The following is a 25,775-nucleotide window of genomic DNA, read 5'->3' on the forward strand; positions in this document are numbered from 1 at the left end:
GTACGTAAAGGAGGGAGGCTATCATGCAGGTGATGAATGCGACGACATTTCGACAGAATTTGTTTCAAACGCTTGAGCAGACTGTACGCTATAATGAGCCTGTCCATATCACAGGAAAGGAAGGGGCAGCGGTGCTCATGAGTGCCACGGATTACAACGATTTAATGGCGACGATCGAGCTTTGTGCCGTTCCTGGTATGCAGAAGAAAATCGTCGATGGGCTGAATACTTCGACGGAAGAATGCCTGTCTGCGGATAAGGTGACGTGGTGAGCTGGCGAATCGTATATACGAAAGCAGCGGCGGCGGATGTGCCGAAACTCAAGGCAGCACATTTGGCGGAAAAAGCGCAGGCGCTTATCAAGATTCTGGGGGAGAATCCATTTCAGAACCCACCGCCTTATGAGAAGCTGCGAGGCAGTCTACAAGGTGCATATTCCAGGCGGCTGAATATTCAGCATCGTTTGGTGTACGAAGTTTTGGGGGAAGAAAATACTGTTAAGATCATCAGCATGTGGACGCATTACGAGTTTTAAGGAAGAGCTGATAAAATGAGGTCAAGCCAAGGGTACAGACAGACTGGGCATCATGTTATCCATGATTTCTTGAGAAATATGCTATGGATATGAGTTTGCTTCAATGATATAATGGAGCACATAAGAAGTTCTTTTTCGCAATCGACAGTTGTCATAGGAGGGAGCGAGCGTATGCGCTATCTGTGGCTGATTTTCGCAATCGCCGCTTTGGGCGGCGGCGCTTGGCTCGGCTATGAGGGGGAGTGGTGGAAGGCCGGCGTGATGGTTTTTCTCGGCGGCTTTACACTTTTTCAGGCGAGGGGACTGCGCGGCGGAAAGCAGAGGCTGAAGCTCAAGAGGGCGCAGCTGCAGGGGCTGCCCGATGCGCGAGCGGAGCTTCTGGAAGCGAGTTTTGCCAAGGCGGCAGGCGACTACGATGTCCTGCAGGATTTGCGGCAAAAGGTGAAGGATCGCGAGATGTCGCAGGAGCTTGTCACCCTGCAGCATGTTGCGGGCAATATGCTGCGCTATCTGGAGCGCAATCCCGAACGCATCGCGGCAGCGGAGGATTTCATCGAGATATATCAGGAGAAGGCGGTCGTCATGCTGCGCCAGTATGTCGAGCTTGAGGAAACGCAGCTCGCCTCCGAAGAGGTGGTGCAGGCGAAGCGGCGTGTCAAGGAGATGCTTTCTTCCCTGCGCACGACGTATGAGGAGGAGTTCAAGCGCGTCATCAACTATCAGCTCATGGATCTCAACGCTGAGATCGAGGTGCTGCAGCATTCGATGAAGGGGCAGGCGATGGGGGAAGCGTGCACCGTGCCCGAAGCGGCGGAGCAGCCCTTCGTAAGGCGAGGTGCGCAGCATCCGATGAAGGCGGCGAACGCGACGCCAATCTTCCTGCAGAAGGTTTCGAGTCTCGCGCGAGGGACGAGCGTCATACCGCAGGAGCTTTACTGGCAAGTCGTGCGGCGCAAGATCAAGGCGTCGCTGCTCGGCATATTCCTCGGTGGTTTCGGTGCGCACAAGTTTTTTCTGGGCAAGAATTTTCAGGGTGTTGGTTACATCCTGTTCCTCTGGACGGGACTGCCGATCTTCGTCGGCTTCATCGAGGGCGTGCGTTGGCTCTTCATGCCCGTCGATGATTTTTATTTCGATTATTGTAATGAGGATTAGGCAGAGCAGATAAAGGAGAGGGAGAAATGGCGGAAATCAATCTGGACGATCTCTTGAGCAAGCGTGCGCAGCAGCCGCAGGAAAAGGCGCTGGAACTTGCGCCTGAAAAGGAGCTTGAGCGCATCGCGCAGACGGTCGAGGAACTGACGCCTGCGGAGCGTGCCGAGGTGGAGAAGATCAAGGAGGGGCTTGACCTCACGGATTCGGCGGCGATCATCGATTTCGGCACGGCGGCGCAGAAGAACATCGCCGACTTTTCGGACAGCATTCTTTGCAACGTGCGTGCAAAAGACAGCGGCTACGTCGGTGAGCTTCTGGGCGAGCTTCTGACGAATGTCAAGAGTTTCGAGCCGAAGTCATCGGACGGCGGATTCTTGAAGAAGCTGCCACTCGTCAGCTCCCTCGTCGGCAAGGCGGAGACGATGATGCAGGGCTACGAGAAGGTTTCCGTGCAGGTCGAGAAGGTCAAGACGTCGCTGCAGAAGGCGCGCATGCTCATGATGAAGGACGTCACGATGCTCGACACTCTCTTTGCGAAGAATCTTGAGTACTTCAAGACGCTGGAACTTTACATTCGCGCGGGCGAGGAGAAGATGCAGGAGATGCGTGAAGTCACGCTGCCCAAGCTGCGCGCGCAGGCTGCCGCTTCGAGCGATCCGATGGCAGCGCAGGTCGTCAGTGATTTTGAGAGTTCCGTCGAGCGCTTCGAGAAGAAGGTGCACGACCTCAAGATCAGCAAGACGATCTCCATCCAAACGGCGCCGCAGATCCGACTCATACAGAACAACGACAAGGTTCTCATCGACCGTGTGCAGAGTGCGATCTACAACTCGATTCCACTGTGGAAGAATCAGATGGTCATAGCGCTCGGTCTTGCGAACCAGAAGAAGGTTCTTGAGATGCAGCATTCGGTCAATGAGATGACGAACGACCTTTTGAAGAAGAATGCGGAAATGCTCAAGATCGGCACGATCGAGACGGCGAAGGAGAATGAGCGCAGCATCGTGGACATCGAGACGGTGCGCAAGGTGAACGACGACCTCGTGACGACGATCGAGGAAACGCTGAAAATCCAGCAGGAAGGCAGGGCGAAAAGGCGCGCGGCGGAAGCCGAGCTTGTCGAGTTGGAAGGCAGGCTTAAGAAGGCACTCGAAAGCACGCTCGACGGGCGAAGCGGTTGACAGCGTTTCCTTTCATCTGCTATCATACACTAAAGAGAAAAGGAGATGGAACTTTCATGAAAGCAGCTCTTTTTATGGGCAGTGACTCAGATTGGCCGATCATGAAGCCGGCGGTGGAGCTTCTCAAGGAGTTCGGCGTCGAGGTCGATGTCATCGTGGCGTCGGCGCACCGCACACCCGCGAAGGTGCATGAGTATGCCGAAAACGCGCGTGAAAACGGTGTCGGCGTCATCATTGCAGCGGCGGGCGCGGCAGCGCACTTGGCGGGCGTTATCGCGAGCTACACGACGCTTCCCGTCATCGGCGTACCGATCAATGCGACGCCTTTGAATGGTCTCGACGCGCTCTTGAGCACGGTGCAGATGCCGTCGGGCATCCCCGTCGCGACGATGGCGGTCAACGGCGCGAAGAATGCGGCGGTCTTCGCCCTCGAAATCTTCGGTGCAGGCGATGCCGCTGTGGCAAAGCAGCTCGAAGAGTATCGCGAGAAGCTCAGGGAAGGCGTGGCGAAGAAGGCGGCGCGCGTCGCCTCCCAGGTCAATCAGTAGAAATTTAACGGAGGACAGAAAATCATGAGCAAGAAGGTTCTGTACGAAGGCAAAGCAAAAATCATGTACGAGATGGAAAATCCCGACGAATTGCTCGTCTATTACAAGGACGATGCGACGGCAGGCAACGGCGCGAAGAAGGGCACGATCGTCGACAAGGGCGTCATGAACAACAAGATCACGGCTTTTTTCTTTGATCTCCTGAAGAAGAACGGCATCGACCATCACTGCATCAGCATGCCGAGCGACCGTGAGATGATCGTCAAGAAGCTTGAGATCATTCCGCTTGAGGTCGTCGTGCGCAATATTGCGGCGGGCAGCCTTGCCGAGCGCCTCGGCCTTGAAGAAGGCACGAAGATGGCGATCCCCATCGTGGAACTTTACTACAAGAGCGACGAGCTTGGCGATCCGATGATCAACCACTACCATGTCAAGGCAATGGCGATGGCGACGGATGAGGAGATCCGTGAGATTGAGCGCCAGGCCTTGAAGGTCAACGAGATTATGCGCGATTATTTGAAGACGAAGAAGATTACGCTCGTCGATTTCAAGCTGGAATTCGGCAGGGACAAGAACGGTACGATCATTCTTGCCGATGAGATTTCGCCGGACAACTGCCGCTTCTGGGACAGCGATACGAACGAGAAGCTCGATAAGGACAGATTTCGCCGTGATCTCGGCAACGTGGAGGACGCCTACAAGGAGATTCTGCGCCGCCTGACAGGCGAGGAGAGATAATAGCCCGCAGCCCGCCGCCATTCTGTTGGATGGCGGTGGGTTTGTGTATTTCTTTACATTTTTTCGTTTTCGATTGTGTTGGAGGAGGCAGAATGGAAAAGAAACTTACCTATCGCGATGCGGGCGTCGATATCGACGCGGGCAATGAATCCGTCAAACTCATCAAGGACAGCGTGCGTGCGACGTACCGCCCCGAAGTGCTCGGCGATCTTGGCGGCTTCGGAGGCCTCTTTGCACTGCAGGCAGCGAAGTACAAGGAGCCGGTGCTCGTCTCAGGTACGGACGGCGTGGGCACGAAGCTGCGGCTTGCCTTCATGCTCGACAAGCACGATACCGTGGGGCAGGACGCCGTCGCCATGTGCGTCAACGATATCCTTGTGCAGGGTGCAGAGCCGCTTTTTTTTCTCGACTACCTCGCCGTCGGCAAGCTCGTTCCCGAGCAGGCGGCCGCTGTCGTCAAGGGCGTTGCCGCCGCCTGCAAGGAGTCGGGATGTGCGCTCATCGGCGGCGAGACGGCGGAGATGGCGGGCTTCTATGCTGATGGCGAGTACGACATCGCAGGCTTTGCTGTCGGCGTCGTCGAGAAGTCGAAGATCATCACGAGCGAGCGCGTCCAGGAGGGCGACGTGCTGCTCGCGTTGCCGTCCTCGGGCGTTCATTCGAACGGCTTCTCGCTCGTGCGCAAGATTTGCTTCGAGCACAAGGGCTTCACGGGAGCTGAAACCTTCCCTGAGCTTCAAAAGACGCTCGGCGAGGAGCTTCTGACACCGACGCGGCTCTATCCGCGCGCGTGTCTGCCGCTCATTGAAAAGTTCGACATTCATGGCATGGTGCACATCACGGGCGGCGGCTTCTACGAAAATATCCCGCGCGCCCTGCCCGAGCATCTTGCCGCAGAGGTCGATGCTTCCGCCTGGCAGACGCCGCCGATCTTCCGCCTGCTGCAAGAGTGGGGCAATGTCGATGGACATGAGATGTACCGCACGTTCAACATGGGCGTCGGCATGGTCATCATCGCCGCGCCCGAGGAGGCCGCGAAGATTCGCGCTCACCTTGCGTCAGTGGGCGAGGAGGTCTACGAGATCGGCTGCGTCAAGAAGGGTGCGCATGATGTGACGATCAAAGGCGGGGTTCTCGATGCGTAAGGAAGTTCTCGGCATCCTGTGCTCGGGGCGCGGCACGAACCTCGAATCCATCATCAAGGCGCAGAAGCAGGGCGAGATTCGCGCTGAGATCGCTGTCGTCTTGACGGACAAACCCGAAGCGAAGGCCTTGGAACGCGCGGCACAGGCGGGTATAGCGCATCATTGCGTCGATCGCAAAGCGTGTGCGACGCGCGAGGAGTTCGAGGAGAAGCTCGTTGCAGCGCTTGAAGAGGCAGGCGTGACACTCGTTGTGCTCGCAGGTTTCATGCGCATCTTGAGTCCGTACTTCGTGCGCAAGTTTTGCGGGCGCATATTGAACATTCATCCGTCTCTCCTGCCGTCGTTTGGCGGGGCGCACGCCCATCGCGACGTGCTCGCCTATGGCGTCAAGGTCTCGGGCTGCACGATTCACTTCGTCGACGAGGGCATGGACTCAGGGCCGATCATCCTGCAGGCGGCTGTGCCTGTCATGGATGACGATACGGAAGATACGCTCGCCGCGCGGGTGTTGGAGCAGGAACATATCCTCTATCCGCGCGCTATCGCGCTCTATGTGGATGGGCGGCTCAAGGTGGAAGGCCGCCATGTGACGATTTTGGAATAAGCTATTTGTTTGTTGTAGACGAAAGGTGGAGGTTGACCATGAAAATCAAGCGTGCTCTCATCAGTGTATCGGACAAGACGGGCGTCGTCGAGTTCGCACGCAAGCTGCATGATGCCGGTGTTGAGATCGTCTCGACGGGTGGCACGATGAAGGCGATCCGCGATGCGGGCATCCCCGTGCTCTACGTCAGTGATGTCACGGGCTTCCCTGAGATCATGGACGGCAGGGTCAAGACGCTCAATCCCTACATCCACGGCGGCATTCTCGCCGTGCGCGACGATCCCAAGCATGTACAGCAGATGAAGGAGCACAAGATCACACCGATCGATCTCGTCGTCGTCAACCTCTATCCGTTCGATGCGACTGTGGCGAAACCAAACGTGACGCTCGCCGAGGCGATCGAGAACATCGACATCGGCGGCCCTGCGATGATCCGCGCCGCCGCGAAAAACTTCAAGTTCGTTGCCGTCGTGACGAATCCTTCGCACTACGATGAGGTTGCGGAAATGATCCAAAAGGACGGCTGCGTGCGCGGCATGAAGCGCATGGAACTCGCTCGTGAGGCCTTCCGTCATACATCGGTTTACGATGAGCACATCGCCGCATATCTTTCGGAGCAGATTGAGAAATAGGAGCAACGAGATGAAGATTTTGGTCATCGGCAGCGGCGGGCGCGAGCATGCACTTGTCTGGAAGCTCAAGGATAGTCCGCAGACGGAGAAGCTTTATGCGATTCCGGGCAATCCGGGCATGGCGGCAATCGCCGAATGCGTACCGCAGATCTCTCCGACGGATAATGCGGCAGTCGTCGCTTTTACCAAGGAGAACGACATCGATCTCGTTGTCGTCGGCCCTGAGGCGCCGCTTGCGGGCGGACTCGTCGACGCACTGGCGGCGGAGGGAATCAAGGCATTCGGCCCCGCGAAGCTCGCGGCGGAGATTGAGGGTTCGAAGGCATTTTCCAAAGACCTCATGAAGAAGTACGGCATCCCGACGGCGAAGTATGAAGTGTTTTCCGATGCCGCCGCCGCACGCGCCTACGTCAAAGCCGAGGGTGCGCCCATCGTCGTCAAGGCGGACGGACTCGCGGCGGGCAAGGGCGTCGTCGTCGCCATGACCGAGGAGGAAGCGCTCGCCGCCATCGACGAGATCATGGAGAGCGAAGCATTTGGCGCGGCGGGCAGCCGCGTCGTCATCGAGGAATTCATGGCGGGCGAGGAGGTTTCCATCCTTGCGTTCACCGACGGCAAGACGATTCGCGCGATGATTCCGTCGCAGGATCATAAGCGCGCTTACGACGGTGACAAAGGGCCGAACACCGGCGGCATGGGCGCTTACGCGCCCGCACCCGTCGCGCCGCCCGCACTCGTCGCCGAGGTGCAGCGGACGATCCTGGAGCCGACGATCCGCGCGATGGAGCAGGAAGGACGGCTCTACAAAGGCTGCCTCTATGCAGGACTCATGGTCACGGAGGAAGGCGCGAAGGTCGTCGAGTTCAACTGCCGCTTCGGCGATCCTGAGACGGAGGTCGTGCTGCCGCTCCTCAAAGGCGACCTCGTCGAAATCATGCTGGCGTGCGTCGACGGCAATCTCGCCGATGTCGAGATCCCTTGGAGCACGGGCGCGGCGGTGACCGTCGTCCTCGCGGCGGGTGGCTATCCGAAGACCTACGAGAAGGGCGCGGAAATCACGGGTCTCGCCGATGCTGAGGCGGAAGGATGCCTCGTCTTTCATGCGGGAACGGCAGAGAAGGATGGCAAGATCGTCACGGCGGGCGGCCGCGTGCTGAACGTCGTCGCCGAGGCGGCGGATATCCGCGCGGCGGTTGAGAAGGCATATCGCGGCGTCGGGTGCGTACATTTCAAGGACGCCTTCTGCCGCAAGGACATCGCGCACCGTGCATTGGAAAGGATGAAATGAACCTCTATGAAGTTGAACCTCAAGGAAAATGAGATTCTCCACGGTTTCCGTCTGCTCAAGCAGCAGACGGTGCCGGAGATCGATGCGAAGGCCTATGCGTTCGTGCATGAAAAGAGCGGCGCCCGCCTTTTCTTTTTGGAAAACGACGACGACAACAAAGTCTTTTCCATCAGCTTCCGTACGACGCCGGCGGATGATACGGGCGTGGCGCACATCGTCGAGCATTCGGTGCTCTGCGGCTCCAGGAAGTACCCGCTCAAGGAGCCGTTCGTCGAGCTTGTCAAAGGCTCTTTGAACACCTTCCTCAACGCCATGACCTTTCCCGATAAGACGATGTACCCTGTGGCGAGCCGCAATGACAAGGACTTCCAGAACCTCATGGATGTCTATCTCGACGCGGTCTTTTATCCTTCGATGAAGGAGACGCCTGAAATCTTCCAGCAGGAGGGTTGGCACTACGAGATCGACAATGCCGAAGAGCCGCTTCGCTACAGCGGCGTCGTCTACAACGAGATGAAGGGCGCTCTGTCCTCGCCCGATGACGTGCTTGAGAACAAGATCATGCTCTCCCTTTATCCCGATACGATGTACGGCTTCGAGTCGGGCGGCGATCCTGATGCGATTCCGACGCTGACATATGAGGATTTCTGCGCCTTTCACAGTCGCTACTACCATCCGTCGAACAGCTATATCTACCTCTACGGCGCGATGGACATTGAGGAAAAACTCGCCTATCTCGACCGCGAATATCTCGCCGCGTTCGACCGAATTGAGCCGCATTCCGAGATTGCTTTGCAGCAGTCCTTCCGTGATATGGCTCGCAAGGAGGACTTTTACTCCATTAGCGAGGGGGAGAAGGAGTCGGAGAAAACCTTCTTGGCGCTGAATTGGCTCGTGGGAGAGGCGGATGATGCCGAAGCGATGCTCGCTCTTGAAATCCTGCAGCATGCTCTCCTGCAGACGGAAGCCGCGCCCCTCAAAAAAGCGCTGATGGACGCGAAGATCGGCAAGGACGTCAGCGCTTCCTTCGAGGATGCGCTGCGCCAGCCTTACCTGAGCATCATCGTCACGAGTTCGGAGGCCGAGCGCGCCGAGGAGTTTTGCCGCCTGACGGAAGAGGCGATGCGCGGCCTCATCGAGAACGGCATCGACAAGACGCTGCTCGAAGCGTCGATCAACCGCCTCGAATTCAAGGCGCGTGAGGCGGACTTCGGCACGTTCCCCAAGGGGCTTGTCTACAACATCAAGATCATGAACAGCTGGCTCTACGATGCCGACCCTGCGCTCTACCTCTATTATGAGGAGCTTTTTCAGAAGATGCGCGAAGGACTCAAAGGGCGCTACTTTGAAGAGGTCTTGGAAAAGTACCTCGTGAAGAATGCGCATCGTTCGCTCGTCGTGCTCAAGCCGAGCAAGACGCTTTCCTCTGAGCGCGAGACGGCGCTTGCCGAAGCGCTGGAAAAGAAGAAGCAAGCGCTCACGCACGAGGAGATTGAGCGCATCATCGAGATGAACAAACGACTGAAGGAACGGCAGGAAAGCTCCGAGACAGCGGAGGCCCTGGCGACGATCCCTCTTCTTGAACTCTCCGATATTCGCAGGGAAGTGGAGAAACTGCCGCTCACCGAGCGCGAGATCGAGGGCTGCAAGGCGCTCCACAGCGATATTTTCACGAACAAGATCGCCTACGTTAACCTCTATTTCGATGCGCAGGGCGTACCACAGGAGCACATCCCGTATCTCTTTTTGCTGACCGAGCTTCTTGATGCGGTTGACACAGAGAGCCATACGTACGCCGAGCTGTCGAATCTCTCGAACCTCCATACGGGCGGCATATCGTACGAAAATTCCGCCGCCGTCCGAAACGGCGAGCCAGATTCCTGCATGCCGATGTTCCGCGTGCGTGCACGCGCCTTCGTACGCAAATTGCCCGAACTGTTCTCGTTTCTCGCGGAAGTTCTGACCGAGAGCAAGTTCACGGACAAGAAGCGCATCGAGGAGCTTTGCGGACAGTGCCGCGCCGTCATGGAGGCTCGCGTCATGAGCGCCTCGCAGCGCAGCATGGCGGCACGCATCGCGTCTTATCTGTCGCCGGCGGGCGCTTACAACGAGCAGGCGATGCTGTCCTTCTATAGCTTCATCGCCGACCTCACCGATCACTTCGAGGAGCGCTTCGAGGAGCTTTCCGAGACGCTAGCGAGCCTTCTGCCGCTCGTCTTTACCAAGGGCAATTTGACCATCGGCGTGACGCTCGCCGAAGCCGAATATGCCACGTTCGCTGAGGAGGCCGCAAAGTTCTGCCGCCGTCTGCCGCAGGCGAAGGCAGAGCCGCAGGTCTATCACTTTGATGTGCGTGCGAAGAACGAGGGGATTCTGTCGTCGAGCCGCGTGCAGTATGTGGGCAAGGCGGCGAACTTCCTGCACCTCGGCTTTTCCTACACGGGCAGCATGAGCGTTCTGGAGACGATCCTGCGCTACGACTACTTCTGGACGAAAATCCGCGTGCAGGGCGGCGCCTATGGCGCATTTACGCAGTTCAGCCGCGTCGGCTTCCTGTTCTTCGGCTCGTACCGCGATCCGAACCTCAGGGAAACGCTCGACGTCTTCGACAAGACGGCGGACTATTTACGCGGCTTCGACGTGTCCGACCGCGAGATGGTGAAGTTCATCATCGGCACGATCAGCACGGTCGACGCGCCGCTGACGCCGCAACTCAAGGGACTTGCCGCGCAGGATGGCTTCCTGCGTCATGTGACGGAAGCCGATCGTCAGAAGTCGCGCGATGAGATTCTTGCGACGCGGCAGGCGGACATTCGCGCGCTGGCGGATGTCGTCGACGCCTGCATGCAGGAAAATGTCCTGTGCGTCTTCGGCAATGAAGAAAAACTGAAGGAAAATGCAGGCCTTTTCGGCGGGCTTCTGCACGCTCTGGGCAGTGCGGCTGATTGACTTTCTTCCCTTGTCATGCCATAATGAAGAGAAACGCTGCACACGTCGGCGTTTCTCTCCAAATGAGATAATATCAAGGGGGACTTCGGAATGAAAGAACCAATCTTTACTGGTGCGGGCGTCGCCATCATCACTCCCTTTACGGAAGATGGCGTGAACTTCGAGGAGTTCGGCCGCATCATCGAAGATCAGATCGCGGGCGGCACGGACGCCATCGTCGTCACAGGAACGACGGGCGAGGCGGCAGCCATGAGCGATGCCGAGCACAAGGAAGCCATCAAGTTTGTCGTTGAGACAGTCGGCGGACGCATCCCCGTCATCGCGGGCACAGGATCGAACGATACGAACTACGCGATCCAACTTTCGCAGTATGCGGAGAAGGCGGGGGCGAACGGGCTGCTGCTCGTGACGCCGTACTATAACAAGTGTACGCAGGGAGGCCTTGTCAAGCATTTCTCGAAGATTGCCGACAATGTCAATATCCCGAGCATCGTCTACAATGTGCCGTCGCGCACGGGCGTCAACATTCTGCCCGCGACGTATGCCCGTCTCGCCGAGCATCCGCGCATCAACGCGACGAAGGAAGCGAGCGGCAACCTCGCGGCAGTGGCGCGCATCCGTAAGGCTTGCGGCGATTCGCTCAACGTCTATTCGGGCAACGACGATGAGATCGTGCCGATCCTCTCCGTCGGCGGCAAGGGCGTCATCTCCGTTCTTTCCAACGTCGCGCCGAAGGCGACTCACGATATGTGCCGTCTGTACTTCGAGGGAAAGGTTGAGGAAGCAGCGAAGATTCAGATTGACTACATGGATCTGATCGAAGCGCTCTTCTCCGAGGTCAATCCGATTCCCGTCAAGACGGCGATGCGCCTCATGGGCTACAAGACGGGGCACTTGCGCATGCCGCTTTCCGAGCTGGAGCCTGAGCATCTGGAACCGTTGAAAAAGGCGCTGAAGAGTCACAACCTTTTGCAGTGACCTCATGCCGATTGAGAAAGAGTCAAGGAGGAAGATTCAATGAAGAAGATTGTCCAAGTCATGCTTTTCGTCTGCCTGACCGTGTTCGGCATGCAGGTTGCTTTCGCCAACTCCGACAAGGTTACGATTCCGGAGGGCGCCGACATTGTCAGCGTCAAGCGTCTTGCTCTCGCAGCGCCGCTCTACACGCCGACGAAGGACGCTCCGACGAAAGAAGAATTGCTCGCTTCAATGTATGAGGCAAGCAATGTGGCGCGCAGCTATGTGCTTTCCTATGATATGGTTGCCGCCGACATTCAGAAGAATACAGGCGTTGACATCAAGTCGCTCGACCGCCGCCAGGCCGCAAAGATCTACAAGGAAAACGTGGCCGCCGATGCCGATGCTTATGTCGTCTTGACAGTCGCGAACAACAGTCGCATCGTCTTTTTCTTCGATGTCTACCGCTCGGGCACGAACGAGCTTCTCTACACCTATCAGATCGTAGCGAACAGAAGCCAGAAGGCGAATACGGAAACGTACAAGGCTCTGTCGGAGCAGTTCTACAAGAACTTCGAGCGCTCCGCCAACGAACAGGCAAAGAAATAAAAGGAAAGGGGGCTGCGCATAAGTCGATCGGACTTGTGCGGCAGCCCCTTCTTTATGCGGCGGGGTGCAGCTGAAAATCTGCACGGACAATACGGACAGAAAGGAAGATCGGATGATTTCAGCGAATCGCTTGATGCGCTATCTTTGGCTCGGTGTCGGCATGACCGCCTTCGCCTTGGGCACGGCGGGCATCGTTTTACCGCTGTTGCCGACGGTGCCGTTCTATCTTCTGGCGGCGTTCTGCTTTGCCAAGAGTTCGGAGCGTCTCCATCGTTGGTTTGCCGCCACCAAATTGTATCAGAAATACGTCGTCCCGTTTAACGACGGCAACGGCATGACGTGGCAGGCGAAGCTCAAGACCATGGCGCTTGTGACGGGCGTCATGAGCGTCAGCGGCTACTTCCTTTTGGACAACTGCATGGGCTTGATGATGCTTGGCGGCGCATGGCTCCTCCAGGGCGTTGCGATGCTCTTTTTCGTCAGGACGAGGAAGTGTGAGAAGCCTCCTGTCGGTCAGTGTGCGAAGTAGAGCGGTTTGATTTTGGCGGATTCTGCGACGGATTCCGAGATGCAGCCCGTCCGTACCATGGCGTCGAGCACGACGATCTGCCGCTTCTTTGCAAGCATGAAGTCAACGTAGGGCGAATAGACGGAAGGCGCGTTGGGGATTCCTGCGAGCATTGACGTCTCGGGCAGGTCGAGTTCGTGCGGCTCTCTGCCGAAGTAGCCGACAGAAGCTTCGTGTATGCCGTAGAAGCCTGAGCCGAAGTAGATCGTGTTGAGATACAGCTCCAGAATCTCATCCTTGGAGTAGTGCATCTCAAGATCGAGCGAAAGCAGCGCTTCTTCCAGCTTGCGGTCGAGGGACTGCTCATCGGACAGGAAGAGGTTTTTGGCGAGCTGCTGTGTGATCGTGCTCGCGCCTTCCTCGATGCGTCCGTATTGCAGATTGACGAGCGTCGCGCGTGCGATCGCTTCGGGATCGAAGCCGTGATGTGAGTAGAAGCGGCTGTCTTCGACGGCGACAACGGCGTCGAGGAGCGAGTCGGGCATCTCGTCGATTGTCACATAGCGCTCGCGCTGACGCACGCGCTCAGCGACCGCATCACGCAGAAAGATGAGGCGGCGAGCTTCCTGCATCTTCGGCATGGAGTCGAAGAACGCGGGACGAAAGATCGCCGCACTGCCTGTGACGAGGAAGGCGAGACAGAAAACGGTGAGGAGAAAGAGGGAAAAGCGCAAGAGCCGCTTGATTTTTTTCATGATGGCGGAAGCGTCCTCCTTTGATGGTTTTTGAATGCACTCAGTTGGCAGGCACGGAATCGTCATAAAGCTCATGCGGTGCGATGTCTTGTCCATCGGCCCACGCAACGGTATGTCCAGCGATATGCACGGTATGAAATACCGATATGTCGCGCAGTTTGCCATACCAATCTCCTTGGATGTATGGTCCAACGTCAAAAATCTTTTTCTCGCCCGTTTCAAAATCCAAAAGCAGCTTGTAATCGGGCAATGGTTTTACTGCCGTAACTTTGGGTTGCAACATAAAGATGACTCCTTAAAGTATGTTCGTCTTTATTATAAATTATACCGTACTTTTTTGGAATACATTTCGCAAAACAGCAATTATACAATTTGTTTAGAAGATAAATCTCCCAAACCTATTGCATAATTATGCAATAAAATGTATAATTATAAACGCCGTTCGACAAAGGAATTCGGGAAGGGGCGGTCGAGCACATGAGAGTGAGCATTATCGGAGCTACGGGCTACGCGGGGGCGGAGCTTCTGCGGCTTCTTTACGAACACCCGCAGGCGGATGTCATGCATATCACGTCGGAGAGCCATACGGGGGAAAAGATTTCGAGCATCTATCCGCATCTTCGCGGCATTTACGATGAAGAGCTTGAGAGCATGAAGGACATCGTGCGCATCGGCAGAGACAGCGACTTCGTTTTCATCGGCCTGCCGCACGGTCATGCGATGGCGGCGGGCAAGGCGCTCGAAGGCGAGAAGACGCGCATCATCGACCTCGGCGCGGACTATCGCTTCTCTGACACATCGGTCTATGAAGCGTGGTACAAAGTCAAGCATACACACAAGGATGCTGAGCGCGTCTACGGTCTGGCGGAGCTCAATCGCGAGGCGATTCGCAGCGCGAAGATCATTGGCAACGCAGGCTGCTACACGACGGCGAGTATCCTCGCGCTCGCACCGCTCGCCAAGAATCACCTCGTCGACATGGCGAGCATCGTCGTCGACGCGAAGTCCGGTGTATCGGGCGCGGGGCGCTCGGCGAAGCAGGCGAATCTTCTGCCCGAGCTTTACGACAGCTTCAAGGCGTACGGCGTCGCTACGCATCGCCATACGCCTGAGATCGAGCAGGCGATGACGGAGCTTTCGGGCGAAGCGTGCATCCTGTCCTTCACGCCGCACCTCGTGCCCATGTCGCGCGGCATCCTCGCGACATGCTACGCGCGGTTGAAAGAAGGTATCGAACCCAATATGGTCGATGCAGCGTATGAAACGATGTACGGCGAGGAATACTTCGTGCGGCTTCTCGGACGCGGCGGCTATCCGGCGACGAAGGCGGTGCGCGGTTCGAACTTCTGCGACATCGGCTGGCATATCGACGAGAGGACGCGTCGCGTCGTCGTCCTTTCCGCCATCGACAACCTCGTCAAGGGGGCGGCAGGACAGGCCGTGCAGAACTTCAACATCGCCTGCGGCTTCGATGAGAAGCTCGGGCTGGATCATATCGCAGTTTATCCGTAATGCAGGAGGGTATACAGATGTTTTCTGATACAGCAGCAAAAAAAGGCGTGACATTTCCCAAGGGATTCAAGGCGGCGGGCGTCAAGGCCGGTATAAAGAAGAGCGGCAACCTCGACGTCGCCGTGATTTACTCGGAAGAAGAGGCTGCCGTCGCGGGCGTCTTCACGCAGAATGCCGTGGCGGCGGCGCCCGTCTACGTTTCCAAAGCGGCGGTCGAGGACGGAAAAGCGCGCGCCATCGTGGCCAATGCGGGCTGTGCGAATGCCTGCACGGGCGAGCAAGGCATGAAGGATGCAAAACATACGGCGGAGATCGCAGCGAAGGCGCTCGGCTGTGTGGCGGATGACGTCCTCGTCGCCTCGACGGGCGTCATCGGCGTGAATCTGCCGATGGACAAGCTAGAGCAGGGCGTCAAGGATGCTGTGGCAAGCCTTTCCACGGAAGGCAGCGTCGATGCTGGTAATGCCATCATCACGACGGACACATACTCCAAGGCGTGTTCGACGGAGGTCGAGATCGGCGGCAGGAAGGTGCGCTTCGGCGCGATTGCCAAAGGCTCGGGCATGATCCAGCCGAATATGGCGACGATGCTCTCTTTCATCACGACGGACGCGGCAATCGAGAGCAAGCTTCTGCAGGAGGCTCTTTCCGAAATCACCGAGGTCACGTTCAACATGATCTCGGTCGACGGCGACATGAGCACGAACGATATGGTGACGGTGCTTGCGAACGGTGTGGCGGGCAACGCGAAGATCACGGAGAAGAACGCTGACTACGAAATTTTCTATCGGACGCTCAAGGAGATCTGCACGGGGCTTTCCGAGCGCATTGCGGCGGACGGCGAGGGCGCGACGAAGTTCCTGACCGTGCATGTGACGGGCGCGGAGTCCTTCGATGCGGCGAAGCAGGTCGCGATGAGCGTCGCGAAGTCGCCGCTCGTCAAGACGGCGTTCTTCGGTGAAGATCCGAACTGGGGGCGCGTCATCTGCGCTGTCGGCTATGCGGGCGTGCCCATGACGCCGGAAAAGACCGTCGTGAAGTTCGGCGGTATTCCCGTCTATGCGAACGGCACGGGCGCTTCCTGCGATGCAGACGCCTTGCGCAAGGTCATGGGGCAGCATGACATCGTCATCGATGTCGAGATGGGCTTGGGCAGTGCCGAAGCGACGGTCTGGACGTGCGATTTTTCCTATGAGTATGTGAAGATCAACGGCGAGTACCATACCTGAGGCGGTGAAGCGATGTTTGCGGCAAACGACAAGGCGGCGATCCTCGTCGAGGCGCTGCCTTATATACAGGAATTTTATGGCAAGACCGTCGTCATCAAGTACGGCGGCAACGCCATGATCAATGAAGAGCTCAAGGAAAAGGTCATGCAGGACGTGGCGCTGATGAAGTACGTCGGCATACAGCCCGTCATCGTGCATGGCGGCGGCCCTGAGATCACGGGATTTCTCGGCAAGGTCGGCAAGGAGACGGAGTTCATCAGCGGCCTGCGCGTGACGGATGAAGAAACGGTCGAGATCGCCGAGATGGTGCTCGACGGCAAGATCAACTCCGACATCGTGACGCTCCTCAATCGCCGCGGAGTCAGTGCTGTCGGATTGTCGGGCAAGGATGCGAACCTCATCCGCGCGCAAAAGAAGCTCGCGACGGTCTACGAAGGGGAAGAGAGCCGGAAGGTGGACATCGGCTATGTCGGCCAGGTTGAAAAAATCGACACGCGCCTCCTGCAAGACCTCATCGCGCACGACTACATCCCCGTCATCGCGCCGATCGGCGTCGGTGCGGACGGCGAGAGTTACAACATCAATGCCGACTACGTGGCGGCGGAGATCGCGGGTGCGCTCGGGGCGGAGAAGCTCCTGCTCCTGACAGACGTCGAGGGCGTCTACAAGGACTATGAGGACAAATCATCCTTCATCTCGACGCTCACGGCAGCCGAGGCGCGCCGCTATATCGAGGACGGCACCTTGACGGGCGGCATGATCCCGAAGGTGGAAGCGTGCCTGAGGGCGCTCGATGCGGGTGCGGCAAAGACGCATATCATCGACGGCAGGCTCGGCCACTCCATCATCTTGGAAATCTTCACCTCGGCGGGTATCGGTACGCAGGTCGTGAAGTGACGGCGCATGGAAAAGCGGGGGAAATTATGAGAGAAACAGATGAAGCAATCTACGCGAAGGACGCAGCGGGCTACCTGCCCGTGTTCAACCGCTACAAGATTGTGCTCGACCACGGCGAGGGCGTCTACGTTTTCGACAACAACGGCAAGAAGTACATCGACTTCCTCGCGGGCATCGCGGTCAACGTGCTCGGCCACGCCTATGCGCCGCTCGTCGAGACGATCGCCGAACAGGCGGGGCGCATGATCCACTGCTCGAATCTCTACTACACGCAGGCGCAGGCGGATGCAGCGGAAAGGCTCGTGCGCCTTACAGGACTCGGCAAGGCGTTTTTCGCCAACTCGGGCGCGGAAGCGAACGAGGGCGCAATCAAGGTCGCGCACAAGTATGCGCACGCAAAAGATCCTGAAAAGTCGCAGATCATCACGGCGTGGCACAGTTTTCACGGACGCACGCTCGCGACATTGACGGCGACGGGGCAGCCGAAGTATCATGAAGGCTTTGGCCCACTGCCGGCGGGATTCGACTATGTGCATTACGGCAATATCGAAGAGCTGGAAAAGATGATGAGCGCGAAGACGTGCGCCGTCATGCTCGAAACGATTCAAGGCGAGGGCGGCGTCCATGTGCCCACGGCAGAATACTTGAAGCGCGTGCGCGAGCTTTGCGACGAGCACGGCGCACTCTTGATCTTCGATGAGATTCAATGCGGCATGGGGCGCACGGGCAAGATGTTCGCTTACGAGCATTTCGGCGTGCAGCCCGATATCGTGACTCTTGCCAAGGGGCTTGCGGGCGGCGTGCCCATCGGCGCGTTTATCGTGACGGATGAGGTGGCGGGGGCGTTCCATGCGGGCGACCACGGCACGACCTTCGGCGGCAATCCTCTCGCGTGCGCGGCGGCGAACGTCGTGCTCGACACGGTGCAGAAAGAGGGCATCTTGGGTCATGTCGACAAGGTCGGCGCGTATTTCCGTGAAAAGCTCGAAGGCTTTCAAAAGAAGTATCCGGCTCTCATCAAGGAAGTGCGCGGCATGGGGCTTCTTCTCGGCATGGAGCTTTCCATAGAGGGACGCGGCATTGTCAACGAATGTTTGGAGCACGGCGCGATCATCAACTGCACGGCAGGAAATGTCCTGCGCTTCGTGCCACCGTTGATTGTCAAGGAAGCGCATATCGACGAGCTCTGTGCGATCTTGGAGCCGATTCTGGCGAAGTACGCCAAAGGCTGAAGGGAGGAAAACGTATGTTAAAAGGCAGGGATTTACTTTCCATCCATGATCTGTCCTCTGAGGAAGTCGAGTCGATTCTCGCGCTTGCCGAAGAACTCAAGGCGATGCAGAAGGCGGGCATAGAGCACCGCGTTCTCGCGGGCAAGACGCTCGGCATGATCTTCGAGAAATCCTCGACGAGGACGCGCGTTTCCTTTGAGACGGGCATGTTTCAGCTCGGCGGGCAGGCACTCTTCCTTTCGAACCGCGACTTGCAGATCGGGCGCGGCGAACCGATCAAGGATACGGCTCGCGTCCTCTCGCGCTATCTCGACGGCGTGATGATCCGTACCTTCGAGCATGAGAAGGTGGAGGAGTTCGCCAAGTATGCCGACATTCCCGTAATCAACGCCTTGACCGATTTCCTCCATCCGTGCCAGGCGCTGACCGACCTCTTGACGATTCGCGAGCACAAGGGCAAGAATCTCAAAGGGCTGAAGATGGCGTACGTCGGTGACGGCAACAACATGACGCATTCTCTGATGTATGCGGCGGCAAAGACGGGCATGAACTTCGTCGCCGCGACGCCTGCAGACTACGCGCCCGATGAAGGGGTGACGCAGAGGGCGCAGGAAGATGCGAAGGAGACAGGCGCGAGCATCACGCTCGTGACCGACCCGTTTGCAGCGGCGAAGGACGCTGACATCCTCGTGACAGACACATGGGCGAGCATGGGGCAGGAGGCGGAGCACGAGGAGCGCAAGAAAATTTTCGTACCGTACCAGATCAACGGCGACCTGCTCGCCGCCGCTGACAAACGCGCCATCGTCATGCATTGCCTGCCCGCCTATCGCGGTGAGGAGATCACGGACGACGTTATGGAAGCATTCTCCGACGTCATCTTCGACGAGGCGGAGAACCGCCTGCATACGCAGAAGGCGATCATGGCGCTTCTGATGGCGGACTGACTTTATCTTATCTGCAATCCCGGCAGGAAAATTTTATGAAAGCGCGTATTCTTAAGGAGACGCTGAATTTATCAGTGCTTCCTTGATATAAAATGTTTTAAGGAGCTGTTTTTCATGGCAAAGGCAAAAGTGAAGAAAGTTGTACTCGCATATTCGGGCGGTCTTGACACCTCCGTCATCATTCCGTGGCTCAAGGAGAACTATGACGGTTGCGAGGTCATCGCGGTGTGCGTCGACATCGGGCAGGGCGACGAGGTCGCTCCCGTGCATGACAAGGCGCTGAAGTCCGGCGCGTCGAAGGCATACGTCGAAGACCTCACGCAGGAATTTCTCGAAGACTACGTCTGGCCGACGCTCAAGGCGCAGGCGGTCTACGAAGGCAAGTACCTCTTGGGCACATCGTTCGCGCGTCCCCTGATCGCCAAGCGTCTCGTCGAGATTGCGAAGGAAGAAGGGGCAGACGCCATCGCGCACGGTGCGACGGGCAAGGGCAACGATCAGGTGCGCTTCGAGCTTACGATCAAGGCGCTCGCGCCGAACCTCACGATCATCGCCCCGTGGCGCGAATGGGAACTTGGCGCGCGCACGGAGGAAATCGAATACGCTAAGAAGCACGGCATCCCCGTCGCCGAGGAAAACAAGACGTACAGCATGGATCGCAACATCTGGCACCTGTCGCACGAAGGTTCCGACCTCGAAGATCCGTGGAACGAGCCGAAGAACGAGATGTTCCTAATCTCGAAAGCTCCCGAGGACGCACCCGACAAGCCCGAGTATGTCACGGTTGACTTCGAGAAGGGCATTCCCGTCGCCGTCAACGGCGAGAAGCTCGGCGCGGTCGAACTTCTGACGAAGCTCAACGAGATCGGTGCGCGAAACGGCGTCGGCATCACGGATATATGCGAGAATCGCCTCGTCGGCATGAAGTCACGCGGCGTCTACGAGAATCCCGGCGGAGCGATCCTCTACTACGCGCACCGCGAGCTTGAGTACCTGTGCCTTGACCGCGCGACGTACCACTACAAGGAAGGCGTCGCCATCCGCTTCGGCGAGCTCGTCTACGACGGCATGTGGTTCTGCCAGCTCAGGGAAGCGCTGCAGGCGTTCGTCGACAGCACGCAGGAGAGCGTCACGGGCACGGTGCGCCTAAAGCTCTACAAGGGCAATATCATCAGCGCCGGCTCGAAGTCGCCGTACTCGCTCTACAGTCAGGAGTTCGTGACCTTTGAGCGCGACGAGGTCTACGACCAGTCCGACGCGACGGGCTTCATCAACCTCTTCGGCCTGCCATTGAAGGTGCGTGCCCTCATGCAGGAAAAGGCGGGGAAGAAATGAGCGAACAGCTTTGGGGCGGTCGTTTCTCCAAGAGCACGGACGAGATGATCAACGATTTCCAGGCATCGATTTCCTTCGACAAGCGCATGTACCGCGAAGACATCTCGGGCAGCATCGCGCACGCGAAGATGCTCGCCAAGTGCGGCATCATCGCGGAAACGGATAAAGATGCCATCATCTCCGGGCTGCGCGACATTCTGCAAAAAATCGAGCACGGTGACTTCGACTTTTCCGTCGCGCTCGAAGACATTCACATGAACGTCGAGAAGCGCCTGACCGACGTGATCGGCGAGGCGGGCGGCAGACTGCACACGGCGCGCAGCCGCAATGACCAAGTCGCGCTCGACACGCACCTCTATGTGCGCGGGCAGACACTCGCCGTGCTCGGCTACATCGCTGACCTGCAGCGTGCGCTCGTCGAGACGGCGGAGCGCTATCCCGACGTGATCATGCCAGGATACACGCACTTGCAGCGTGCGCAGCCGATCCTCTTCTCGCATCACATGCTCGCCTACTTCTCCATGCTCGCACGCGACTTCTCACGCTTCCTGGGCGTTTACGAGCGTGCGGACATCATGCCGCTCGGCGCGGGTGCGCTTGCGGGCACGACGTTCCCCATCGACCGCGAGTTCGTGGCGAAGGAGCTTCACTTCGATGCCATTTACACGAACAGCCTCGATGCCGTCAGTGACCGCGACTACATCATGGAGTTCCTCTCCGCCGCTTCCATCCTCATGGTGCATCTCTCGCGACTCTCCGAGGAAATCATCCTCTGGTGCTCGCGCGAGTTCTCCTTCATTGAGTTGGACGACGCGCACTGCACAGGCTCTTCGATGATGCCGCAGAAGAAGAATCCCGACGTCTCCGAACTCGTGCGCGGCAAGACGGGACGCGTCATCGGCCACCTCATGGCGATGCTCACGATCGTCAAGGGTCTGCCGCTCGCCTACAACAAGGATCTGCAGGAGGACAAGGAAGGCGTGTTCGACGCCATCGACACGGTGAAATTCAGCCTCGCCGTCTACACAGCGCTCCTGCGCGGCATGACGGTCAAAGGCGACGTCATGAAACGCGCCGTCACGGAAGACTTCTCCAACGCCACCGACCTTGCCGACTACCTCGTGAAGAAAGGCATGCCGTTCAGAAAAGCGCACGCCGTCGCAGGACGCGCCGTGCATCTTTGCATCGAGCAGGGCAAGTGGCTCGAAGACATGAGCATGGAGGAATTCCACGCCCTGTCCGACCTCTTCGAAGCGGACATAAAAGACGCCATTCGTCCTGAAACTTGCGTAAAGAACCGCAATTCCCTCGGCGGCACTTCGTACAGCCAGGTCGCGTGGCAGCTCGAAAAAGCGAAAGCGCTGCTTGATGAGGAAGGTAAGAAGCAGGAAGAGTTGAAGAAGAAAGAGATTCGGCTCGATTGATGGGCAAGCCCCTTGCTGGGCACGTTGTATCGAATCGTGCATCTCAACGGCAAAAAAAGGAGTGTCGCTGTCGGCACTCCTTTTTTTGCTGTTGAATTCTATCGAAAGTGCAGAGCTTATGGTTAATTGTAAAATGAAATTGGACACATAAAAAGGACAGGAAGAAGAACCTGTGGGAGAATGTTTTGACAGAAAACAAGGCCGAGAGGAGCATCCTGCATGTCCAAGAAACGTTCTATCAAAACTACGCGAAACTTCAAGGTTAATTGCAATAGTAAATAGAACAGCTATAGAAAATTTTCAGCCGGCAGAAGTAATTCGATTGAAGTATTCCTAAAATGCTTTTTCTGTGATTTCTCTAAACGGTGCAATCGCAATCACAAAGGAGACAATTGGGGTTGACAATGCCTACGGCAGTACATACTATGAAAGTGAACATCAAGATGAGGAGGGGCGGCGATGGCACGATTTTATCCTGCATTTGCGGGGGATTTTCATGGGAGCGAGGGGGAGCGGCAGGCTTACCGTGCGTTGGAAACGCTCGGGGATGACTATACGGTGTTTCACTCTTACTGCTGGCTGGGAGACGGCGTGCGTACGGCGCCGCAGGGGGAGGCGGATTTCGTCGTTCTGCATCCGAAACACGGCATCCTCGCCATCGAGGTGAAGGCGGGCGGGATTGCCTACGAAGATGGAGCATGGCAGCAGACGAACCGCCGCACGGGCGAGCGGAAGGTCATCTATCCGTTTCAGCAGGCGGAGAACAGCTGTCAGTGCATCCTTGCGGAGTTGCGCCAAAGGACGCCGCAGTATGTGCCTCTCGTGGCCAAGGCAGTTTGGTTCACCTCCGTGGAGATTCCTCAAGGCAAGCCTTTGCCGTTGGAGTCGCCGCGCGACATCATCCTCGACGCGGGCGATTTGCGTGAGCCGAAAGCGAAATTGGAGAAGATTTACAGCTATTGGCGCAAGTTGTTCCGCATTCCTGAGCGCGTGCAGTCGCCGAGCGTGTTCAGACAGGTCATTCAGACATTGCAGCCCGTGTTCCGCATCGTGGAGACGGTTTCTGCCGCGTCGCAGGCGGTCGAGCAATCGACGGCGCGTCTGACGAATGCGCAGTTCGCGCTCTTGGAGTATCTGACTGATCAGCGAACGGCGGCGATTCACGGCGCGGCGGGCACGGGCAAGAGCCTGCTGGCGGCGGAGAAGGCGCGCATGCTGGCGCGTGAGGGACAGAAGGTGCTCTACCTTTGTTTCAATGAGTTTCTTTTTGAGCGGCTGCGCTCCTGTCACTGGGATTCGCAGATCATGATCCACAATGAGCGCACGTTGGCGGAGGAGTTGATGGCGGGGCGGAATCTGCCGCTCACGACGGTACTGCGCGAGTTCGAAGAGTTCTTTCAGAATGAATTTGATGATACACTGTGGGAGTATCCGAACATCGTCATCGATGAGGCACAGGATTTCCCGAGCGCATTGCTCGAACATCTCGCGCTTTTGGCTGAACTTCATAACGGAGCGTTCTACCTGTTTTATGATCGCGGGCAGACGATCATTTCGCGCCGTTCGACAGGGCAGACGCAGCAGACGGCGGCAGAGTGGATCGACGCGCATATGGACTGCCGGCTCGTTCTCTATCGCAATTGCCGCAATACGGCGGAGATCGGGCGTACGGTGCAGAGCTTCCTTTCGGGTAGGCACAAGAATTATCTCAATGCCATCCATGGCAACAAGCCTCGTGCCGTATTCGTTCCCGATGCAGAAGCGCTTGCGGCGGCCGCCGCCGATTTCGTACGCCGTATGAAGAGCGAGGAGAAGCTGGAAATTCAGGACATCGTGATCCTTACGGTGAGCACGCTGGAAAAGAGTATGCTCGCAGGCGTGACGTCGCTCGCCGGGATTCCTCTCGCGCATCAGCCGGCGGAGGGAAAGGTTTGGTTCACGACGGTGCGTCGCTACAAGGGACTGGAGGCGAAGGCCGTCCTCCTCGTGGATGTGCATGTGTCGAAGCTCGTGAAACCGACCTGCCAACGACTCGTCTACGTCGGCAGCTCACGCGCTTCTGCATATCTTGAGACGATATTTCTTAGCGATGTTTCGGCAGAGGAATATCCAGCGTTGGTCGAGCAGTTGGATACGGCTATTGAACCGTCTCCACAAGGAGTTGCGAAGTGGCTGGGGATGGAGGCGCAATAATTTCCGCAATTCCCGCATCGTGCGCTTTGAGCATGACAAATCCCGCCTGTTGCAGATCGTATTCTGAACAGGCGGGATTTGTCATATTGGGGAGAAATTCGTGCGTTCGAGAGCGGTGGTCTCAATAGTACCAGTATCCCTTGATGTAATATGACCAACCTAAGGAATCCATGCAAAACTCGAAGACCTGATTCCTGGGGAGGACGACCGTCGTATGGTCTCCTCGCATAGTGCTTGTTTCATATCTCCACATATCCGATTTGTATTTGATGAAATTCCAATGGACGATACGGATCAGCTCTCCGTTTCGCACCTCCTTGGTAGATACCTTGAAATATTTTATGCTGTCGGATGAACCAGTTGTAAGCGTATCATCCATAACGTAGATATCGACGTCCTCTGAATTCCAATGGTCGACCCAGACGTCCTTTGCCTCGCAGACGTATGATGGCAGCAGAATGGCTGCAGATACGAGCAAAGCCATGAGAAAAAATCGTTTCATTTTGCATTCCTCCTGAGAATTCCTCAATCCCGACGTATCTTTAGATGCTCATAAGAGAAGTCTCCGTTTTGAGCAACCATTGTCCAGCCTGTCGTCCCATCACTCTTGCGAAGGCAGTACCATGCCTCGATGGAAAGATTGCGTGATGTCATTTCGCCGATATATTCTCCCCATGCTTGCTGGGAAGCCCGATCGGAGAAATTTCGGATAGTGGAACCGTTTAGCCACCAAGCTTCTTCTCCGTTGTACCAGCCGATATAGGTGCCTTCTCCCGTGTACATCAAAAGATAGACGTAGGAGCCAGGCTGCAGGATCAATCCATCGGGGACAATTGTGCTGGCGCCTTGCTTTTTGTAGCTTCGCAACGTCCGCAGCACCCGTACGGGATGCTTTTGTGGATGCGTATAAACTACGCAGGAAACTCGCTTGACGATTTCGCCGGCAGCTACAGAGTTGATGACCGTATTTCCTCGCGGGGAATCGTATAGGTTGATGGGGGCGGTTGCCTCAAGTCTTGCTTCGACGAATGCCTCGCCAGGAATCCTGTCCCAAATGGCATACTCTGTAGGAGGCACAGCGGCGTAACCGTCATGCGTATGGCAGCAAAATAAAGCAAGAAGCATACAAAACGTACCCAGGTGCAGCTTGTAGGTCATATTCATGTAAAATCCCTCCATAAAGCTTTTTACATAGAGTATATTCTGCATATTATATGAAATTCCTCTAACATATTTCGGGGTAAAAGCGGTGTTTTGAAAAATCCCTTGACGTACGGTGCATTGATATGATAATATAGGCAAGTAATTCAAGAAGAGGCCGCCGCTTCTCACCTGCCGACATGCGTCGAGCGGGTCTTATATGCAGGTTTTGCAAAGGAAGGGGTGGCGTCTGCCGCCCTTT

Annotated in this window: 26 protein-coding genes; 22 read left to right on the forward strand and 4 right to left on the reverse strand. The window is 57.0% G+C overall.

All coding sequences use genetic code 11. From position 1 onward, the window contains the following. Positions 1 to 23: 23 nt before the first annotated feature. The 14 genes from HMPREF1153_RS08105 to HMPREF1153_RS08170 all read left to right on the forward strand — a co-directional run bounded on the left by HMPREF1153_RS08105 (position 24) and on the right by HMPREF1153_RS08170 (position 12,870). The gene (locus HMPREF1153_RS08105) at positions 24 to 272 is read left to right on the forward strand and encodes a type II toxin-antitoxin system Phd/YefM family antitoxin (RefSeq protein ID WP_009646508.1); all 249 of its coding nucleotides are present in this window, start codon (positions 24 to 26) and stop codon (positions 270 to 272) included. Continuing rightward, complete coding sequence (locus HMPREF1153_RS08110; protein ID WP_037370298.1) at positions 269 to 535, forward strand: Txe/YoeB family addiction module toxin; 267 nt, start codon at positions 269 to 271, stop codon at positions 533 to 535. Before HMPREF1153_RS08105 ends, HMPREF1153_RS08110 begins: the two co-directional genes overlap by 4 nt. Positions 536 to 706: 171 nt before the next feature. Continuing rightward, positions 707 to 1,690, forward strand: a complete 984-nt coding sequence (locus HMPREF1153_RS08115) for a 5-bromo-4-chloroindolyl phosphate hydrolysis family protein (RefSeq protein WP_009646504.1) — start codon at positions 707 to 709, stop codon at positions 1,688 to 1,690. 26 nt (positions 1,691 to 1,716) lie between these two features. Then, positions 1,717 to 2,871 (forward strand): toxic anion resistance protein, encoded by a 1,155-nt coding sequence (locus HMPREF1153_RS08120; RefSeq protein WP_009646490.1) that lies wholly within the window; start codon positions 1,717 to 1,719, stop codon positions 2,869 to 2,871. Between the two features lie 56 nt (positions 2,872 to 2,927). Then, a complete protein-coding gene (gene purE, locus HMPREF1153_RS08125) occupies positions 2,928 to 3,419 on the forward strand; it encodes a 5-(carboxyamino)imidazole ribonucleotide mutase (protein WP_009646498.1) in 492 nt (163 codons plus the stop codon). A 24-nt stretch (positions 3,420 to 3,443) separates the two neighbouring features. Then, the gene (gene purC, locus HMPREF1153_RS08130; RefSeq protein ID WP_009646403.1) at positions 3,444 to 4,157 is read left to right on the forward strand and encodes a phosphoribosylaminoimidazolesuccinocarboxamide synthase; all 714 of its coding nucleotides are present in this window, start codon (positions 3,444 to 3,446) and stop codon (positions 4,155 to 4,157) included. Positions 4,158 to 4,249: 92 nt separating this feature from the next. Further along, positions 4,250 to 5,302 (forward strand): phosphoribosylformylglycinamidine cyclo-ligase, encoded by a 1,053-nt coding sequence (gene purM / locus HMPREF1153_RS08135; protein ID WP_009646436.1) that lies wholly within the window; start codon positions 4,250 to 4,252, stop codon positions 5,300 to 5,302. Beyond that, positions 5,295 to 5,906: a phosphoribosylglycinamide formyltransferase gene (gene purN / locus HMPREF1153_RS08140; protein ID WP_009646488.1), complete on the forward strand. Its 612-nt coding sequence runs from the start codon at positions 5,295 to 5,297 to the stop codon at positions 5,904 to 5,906. Before purM ends, purN begins: the two co-directional genes overlap by 8 nt. 38 nt (positions 5,907 to 5,944) lie before the next feature. Next, positions 5,945 to 6,538, forward strand: a complete 594-nt coding sequence (locus tag HMPREF1153_RS08145; RefSeq protein ID WP_009646364.1) for an IMP cyclohydrolase — start codon at positions 5,945 to 5,947, stop codon at positions 6,536 to 6,538. A 10-nt stretch (positions 6,539 to 6,548) separates the two neighbouring features. Continuing rightward, positions 6,549 to 7,826 (forward strand): phosphoribosylamine--glycine ligase, encoded by a 1,278-nt coding sequence (gene purD, locus HMPREF1153_RS08150; protein WP_009646466.1) that lies wholly within the window; start codon positions 6,549 to 6,551, stop codon positions 7,824 to 7,826. A 6-nt stretch (positions 7,827 to 7,832) separates the two neighbouring features. Continuing rightward, positions 7,833 to 10,775: an insulinase family protein gene (locus tag HMPREF1153_RS08155; protein WP_009646386.1), complete on the forward strand. Its 2,943-nt coding sequence runs from the start codon at positions 7,833 to 7,835 to the stop codon at positions 10,773 to 10,775. Between the two features lie 90 nt (positions 10,776 to 10,865). After that, on the forward strand, positions 10,866 to 11,753 hold the full coding sequence (gene dapA, locus HMPREF1153_RS08160; protein ID WP_009646474.1) for a 4-hydroxy-tetrahydrodipicolinate synthase: 888 nt from the start codon (positions 10,866 to 10,868) through the stop codon (positions 11,751 to 11,753). A 39-nt stretch (positions 11,754 to 11,792) separates the two neighbouring features. Beyond that, positions 11,793 to 12,341: a hypothetical protein gene (locus HMPREF1153_RS08165; protein WP_009646362.1), complete on the forward strand. Its 549-nt coding sequence runs from the start codon at positions 11,793 to 11,795 to the stop codon at positions 12,339 to 12,341. A gap of 112 nt (positions 12,342 to 12,453) precedes the next feature. After that, the gene (locus tag HMPREF1153_RS08170; RefSeq protein ID WP_071530767.1) at positions 12,454 to 12,870 is read left to right on the forward strand and encodes a YbaN family protein; all 417 of its coding nucleotides are present in this window, start codon (positions 12,454 to 12,456) and stop codon (positions 12,868 to 12,870) included. On the opposite strand, the gene HMPREF1153_RS08175 is transcribed toward HMPREF1153_RS08170, so the two are convergent. Beyond that, the gene (locus tag HMPREF1153_RS08175) at positions 12,855 to 13,604 is read right to left on the reverse strand and encodes a transglycosylase domain-containing protein (RefSeq protein WP_037370301.1); all 750 of its coding nucleotides are present in this window, start codon (positions 13,602 to 13,604) and stop codon (positions 12,855 to 12,857) included. The genes HMPREF1153_RS08170 and HMPREF1153_RS08175 overlap by 16 nt on opposite strands. A gap of 40 nt (positions 13,605 to 13,644) precedes the next feature. Beyond that, the gene (locus tag HMPREF1153_RS08180) at positions 13,645 to 13,887 is read right to left on the reverse strand and encodes a DUF2442 domain-containing protein (RefSeq protein WP_009646439.1); all 243 of its coding nucleotides are present in this window, start codon (positions 13,885 to 13,887) and stop codon (positions 13,645 to 13,647) included. Positions 13,888 to 14,081: 194 nt separating this feature from the next. Here HMPREF1153_RS08180 and argC point away from each other — a divergent pair, with 194 nt between their 5' ends. The 8 genes from argC to HMPREF1153_RS08220 all read left to right on the forward strand — a co-directional run bounded on the left by argC (position 14,082) and on the right by HMPREF1153_RS08220 (position 24,373). Next, the gene (gene argC / locus HMPREF1153_RS08185) at positions 14,082 to 15,116 is read left to right on the forward strand and encodes an N-acetyl-gamma-glutamyl-phosphate reductase (protein ID WP_009646456.1); all 1,035 of its coding nucleotides are present in this window, start codon (positions 14,082 to 14,084) and stop codon (positions 15,114 to 15,116) included. Between the two features lie 17 nt (positions 15,117 to 15,133). Next, complete coding sequence (gene argJ / locus HMPREF1153_RS08190) at positions 15,134 to 16,345, forward strand: bifunctional glutamate N-acetyltransferase/amino-acid acetyltransferase ArgJ (protein WP_009646372.1); 1,212 nt, start codon at positions 15,134 to 15,136, stop codon at positions 16,343 to 16,345. A 12-nt stretch (positions 16,346 to 16,357) separates the two neighbouring features. Beyond that, complete coding sequence (gene argB / locus HMPREF1153_RS08195; protein WP_009646467.1) at positions 16,358 to 17,242, forward strand: acetylglutamate kinase; 885 nt, start codon at positions 16,358 to 16,360, stop codon at positions 17,240 to 17,242. 26 nt (positions 17,243 to 17,268) lie between these two features. Continuing rightward, positions 17,269 to 18,474, forward strand: a complete 1,206-nt coding sequence (locus tag HMPREF1153_RS08200) for an aspartate aminotransferase family protein (protein ID WP_198003334.1) — start codon at positions 17,269 to 17,271, stop codon at positions 18,472 to 18,474. Positions 18,475 to 18,488: 14 nt separating this feature from the next. Further along, positions 18,489 to 19,421 (forward strand): ornithine carbamoyltransferase, encoded by a 933-nt coding sequence (gene argF, locus HMPREF1153_RS08205; RefSeq protein ID WP_009646464.1) that lies wholly within the window; start codon positions 18,489 to 18,491, stop codon positions 19,419 to 19,421. Positions 19,422 to 19,535: 114 nt separating this feature from the next. After that, on the forward strand, positions 19,536 to 20,756 hold the full coding sequence (locus HMPREF1153_RS08210; protein WP_009646473.1) for an argininosuccinate synthase: 1,221 nt from the start codon (positions 19,536 to 19,538) through the stop codon (positions 20,754 to 20,756). Then, positions 20,753 to 22,180, forward strand: coding sequence for an argininosuccinate lyase (gene argH / locus HMPREF1153_RS08215; RefSeq protein WP_009646415.1), 1,428 nt, complete (start codon positions 20,753 to 20,755; stop codon positions 22,178 to 22,180). The genes HMPREF1153_RS08210 and argH overlap by 4 nt, the downstream gene beginning before the upstream one ends. Positions 22,181 to 22,639: 459 nt before the next feature. Continuing rightward, positions 22,640 to 24,373 carry a nuclease-related domain-containing DEAD/DEAH box helicase gene (locus HMPREF1153_RS08220; RefSeq protein WP_009646451.1) on the forward strand — a complete coding sequence of 578 codons (1,734 nt, stop codon included), beginning with the start codon at positions 22,640 to 22,642 and terminating at the stop codon, positions 24,371 to 24,373. A gap of 121 nt (positions 24,374 to 24,494) precedes the next feature. On the opposite strand, the gene HMPREF1153_RS08225 is transcribed toward HMPREF1153_RS08220, so the two are convergent. Beyond that, entirely contained in the window at positions 24,495 to 24,875 is a 381-nt protein-coding gene (locus HMPREF1153_RS08225) for a hypothetical protein (protein WP_009646433.1), read from the reverse strand. A 23-nt stretch (positions 24,876 to 24,898) separates the two neighbouring features. Next, positions 24,899 to 25,537 carry a hypothetical protein gene (locus tag HMPREF1153_RS08230; protein WP_198003335.1) on the reverse strand — a complete coding sequence of 213 codons (639 nt, stop codon included), beginning with the start codon at positions 25,535 to 25,537 and terminating at the stop codon, positions 24,899 to 24,901. Positions 25,538 to 25,775: the final 238 nt, after the last annotated feature.

Source organism: Selenomonas sp. CM52 (genome assembly GCF_000292955.1).
GTDB lineage: Bacteria > Bacillota > Negativicutes > Selenomonadales > Selenomonadaceae > Selenomonas.

Bases quoted from the DNA above. Each gene is read 5' to 3' on its own strand.
- HMPREF1153_RS08105 (WP_009646508.1), top strand. From the start codon at position 24: ATGCAGGTGATGAATGCGACGACATTTCGACAGAATTTGTTTCAAACG.
- HMPREF1153_RS08115 (WP_009646504.1), top strand. From the start codon at position 707: ATGCGCTATCTGTGGCTGATTTTCGCAATCGCCGCTTTGGGCGGCGGC.
- HMPREF1153_RS08120 (WP_009646490.1), top strand. From the start codon at position 1,717: ATGGCGGAAATCAATCTGGACGATCTCTTGAGCAAGCGTGCGCAGCAG.
- purE (WP_009646498.1), top strand. From the start codon at position 2,928: ATGAAAGCAGCTCTTTTTATGGGCAGTGACTCAGATTGGCCGATCATG.
- purC (WP_009646403.1), top strand. From the start codon at position 3,444: ATGAGCAAGAAGGTTCTGTACGAAGGCAAAGCAAAAATCATGTACGAG.
- purM (WP_009646436.1), top strand. From the start codon at position 4,250: ATGGAAAAGAAACTTACCTATCGCGATGCGGGCGTCGATATCGACGCG.
- purN (WP_009646488.1), top strand. From the start codon at position 5,295: ATGCGTAAGGAAGTTCTCGGCATCCTGTGCTCGGGGCGCGGCACGAAC.
- HMPREF1153_RS08145 (WP_009646364.1), top strand. From the start codon at position 5,945: ATGAAAATCAAGCGTGCTCTCATCAGTGTATCGGACAAGACGGGCGTC.
- purD (WP_009646466.1), top strand. From the start codon at position 6,549: ATGAAGATTTTGGTCATCGGCAGCGGCGGGCGCGAGCATGCACTTGTC.
- HMPREF1153_RS08155 (WP_009646386.1), top strand. From the start codon at position 7,833: ATGAAGTTGAACCTCAAGGAAAATGAGATTCTCCACGGTTTCCGTCTG.
- dapA (WP_009646474.1), top strand. From the start codon at position 10,866: ATGAAAGAACCAATCTTTACTGGTGCGGGCGTCGCCATCATCACTCCC.
- HMPREF1153_RS08165 (WP_009646362.1), top strand. From the start codon at position 11,793: ATGAAGAAGATTGTCCAAGTCATGCTTTTCGTCTGCCTGACCGTGTTC.
- HMPREF1153_RS08170 (WP_071530767.1), top strand. From the start codon at position 12,454: ATGATTTCAGCGAATCGCTTGATGCGCTATCTTTGGCTCGGTGTCGGC.
- HMPREF1153_RS08175 (WP_037370301.1), bottom strand. From the start codon at position 13,604: ATGAAAAAAATCAAGCGGCTCTTGCGCTTTTCCCTCTTTCTCCTCACC.
- HMPREF1153_RS08180 (WP_009646439.1), bottom strand. From the start codon at position 13,887: ATGTTGCAACCCAAAGTTACGGCAGTAAAACCATTGCCCGATTACAAG.
- argC (WP_009646456.1), top strand. From the start codon at position 14,082: ATGAGAGTGAGCATTATCGGAGCTACGGGCTACGCGGGGGCGGAGCTT.
- argJ (WP_009646372.1), top strand. From the start codon at position 15,134: ATGTTTTCTGATACAGCAGCAAAAAAAGGCGTGACATTTCCCAAGGGA.
- argB (WP_009646467.1), top strand. From the start codon at position 16,358: ATGTTTGCGGCAAACGACAAGGCGGCGATCCTCGTCGAGGCGCTGCCT.
- HMPREF1153_RS08200 (WP_198003334.1), top strand. From the start codon at position 17,269: ATGAGAGAAACAGATGAAGCAATCTACGCGAAGGACGCAGCGGGCTAC.
- argF (WP_009646464.1), top strand. From the start codon at position 18,489: ATGTTAAAAGGCAGGGATTTACTTTCCATCCATGATCTGTCCTCTGAG.
- HMPREF1153_RS08210 (WP_009646473.1), top strand. From the start codon at position 19,536: ATGGCAAAGGCAAAAGTGAAGAAAGTTGTACTCGCATATTCGGGCGGT.
- argH (WP_009646415.1), top strand. From the start codon at position 20,753: ATGAGCGAACAGCTTTGGGGCGGTCGTTTCTCCAAGAGCACGGACGAG.
- HMPREF1153_RS08220 (WP_009646451.1), top strand. From the start codon at position 22,640: ATGGCACGATTTTATCCTGCATTTGCGGGGGATTTTCATGGGAGCGAG.
- HMPREF1153_RS08225 (WP_009646433.1), bottom strand. From the start codon at position 24,875: ATGAAACGATTTTTTCTCATGGCTTTGCTCGTATCTGCAGCCATTCTG.
- HMPREF1153_RS08230 (WP_198003335.1), bottom strand. From the start codon at position 25,537: ATGAATATGACCTACAAGCTGCACCTGGGTACGTTTTGTATGCTTCTT.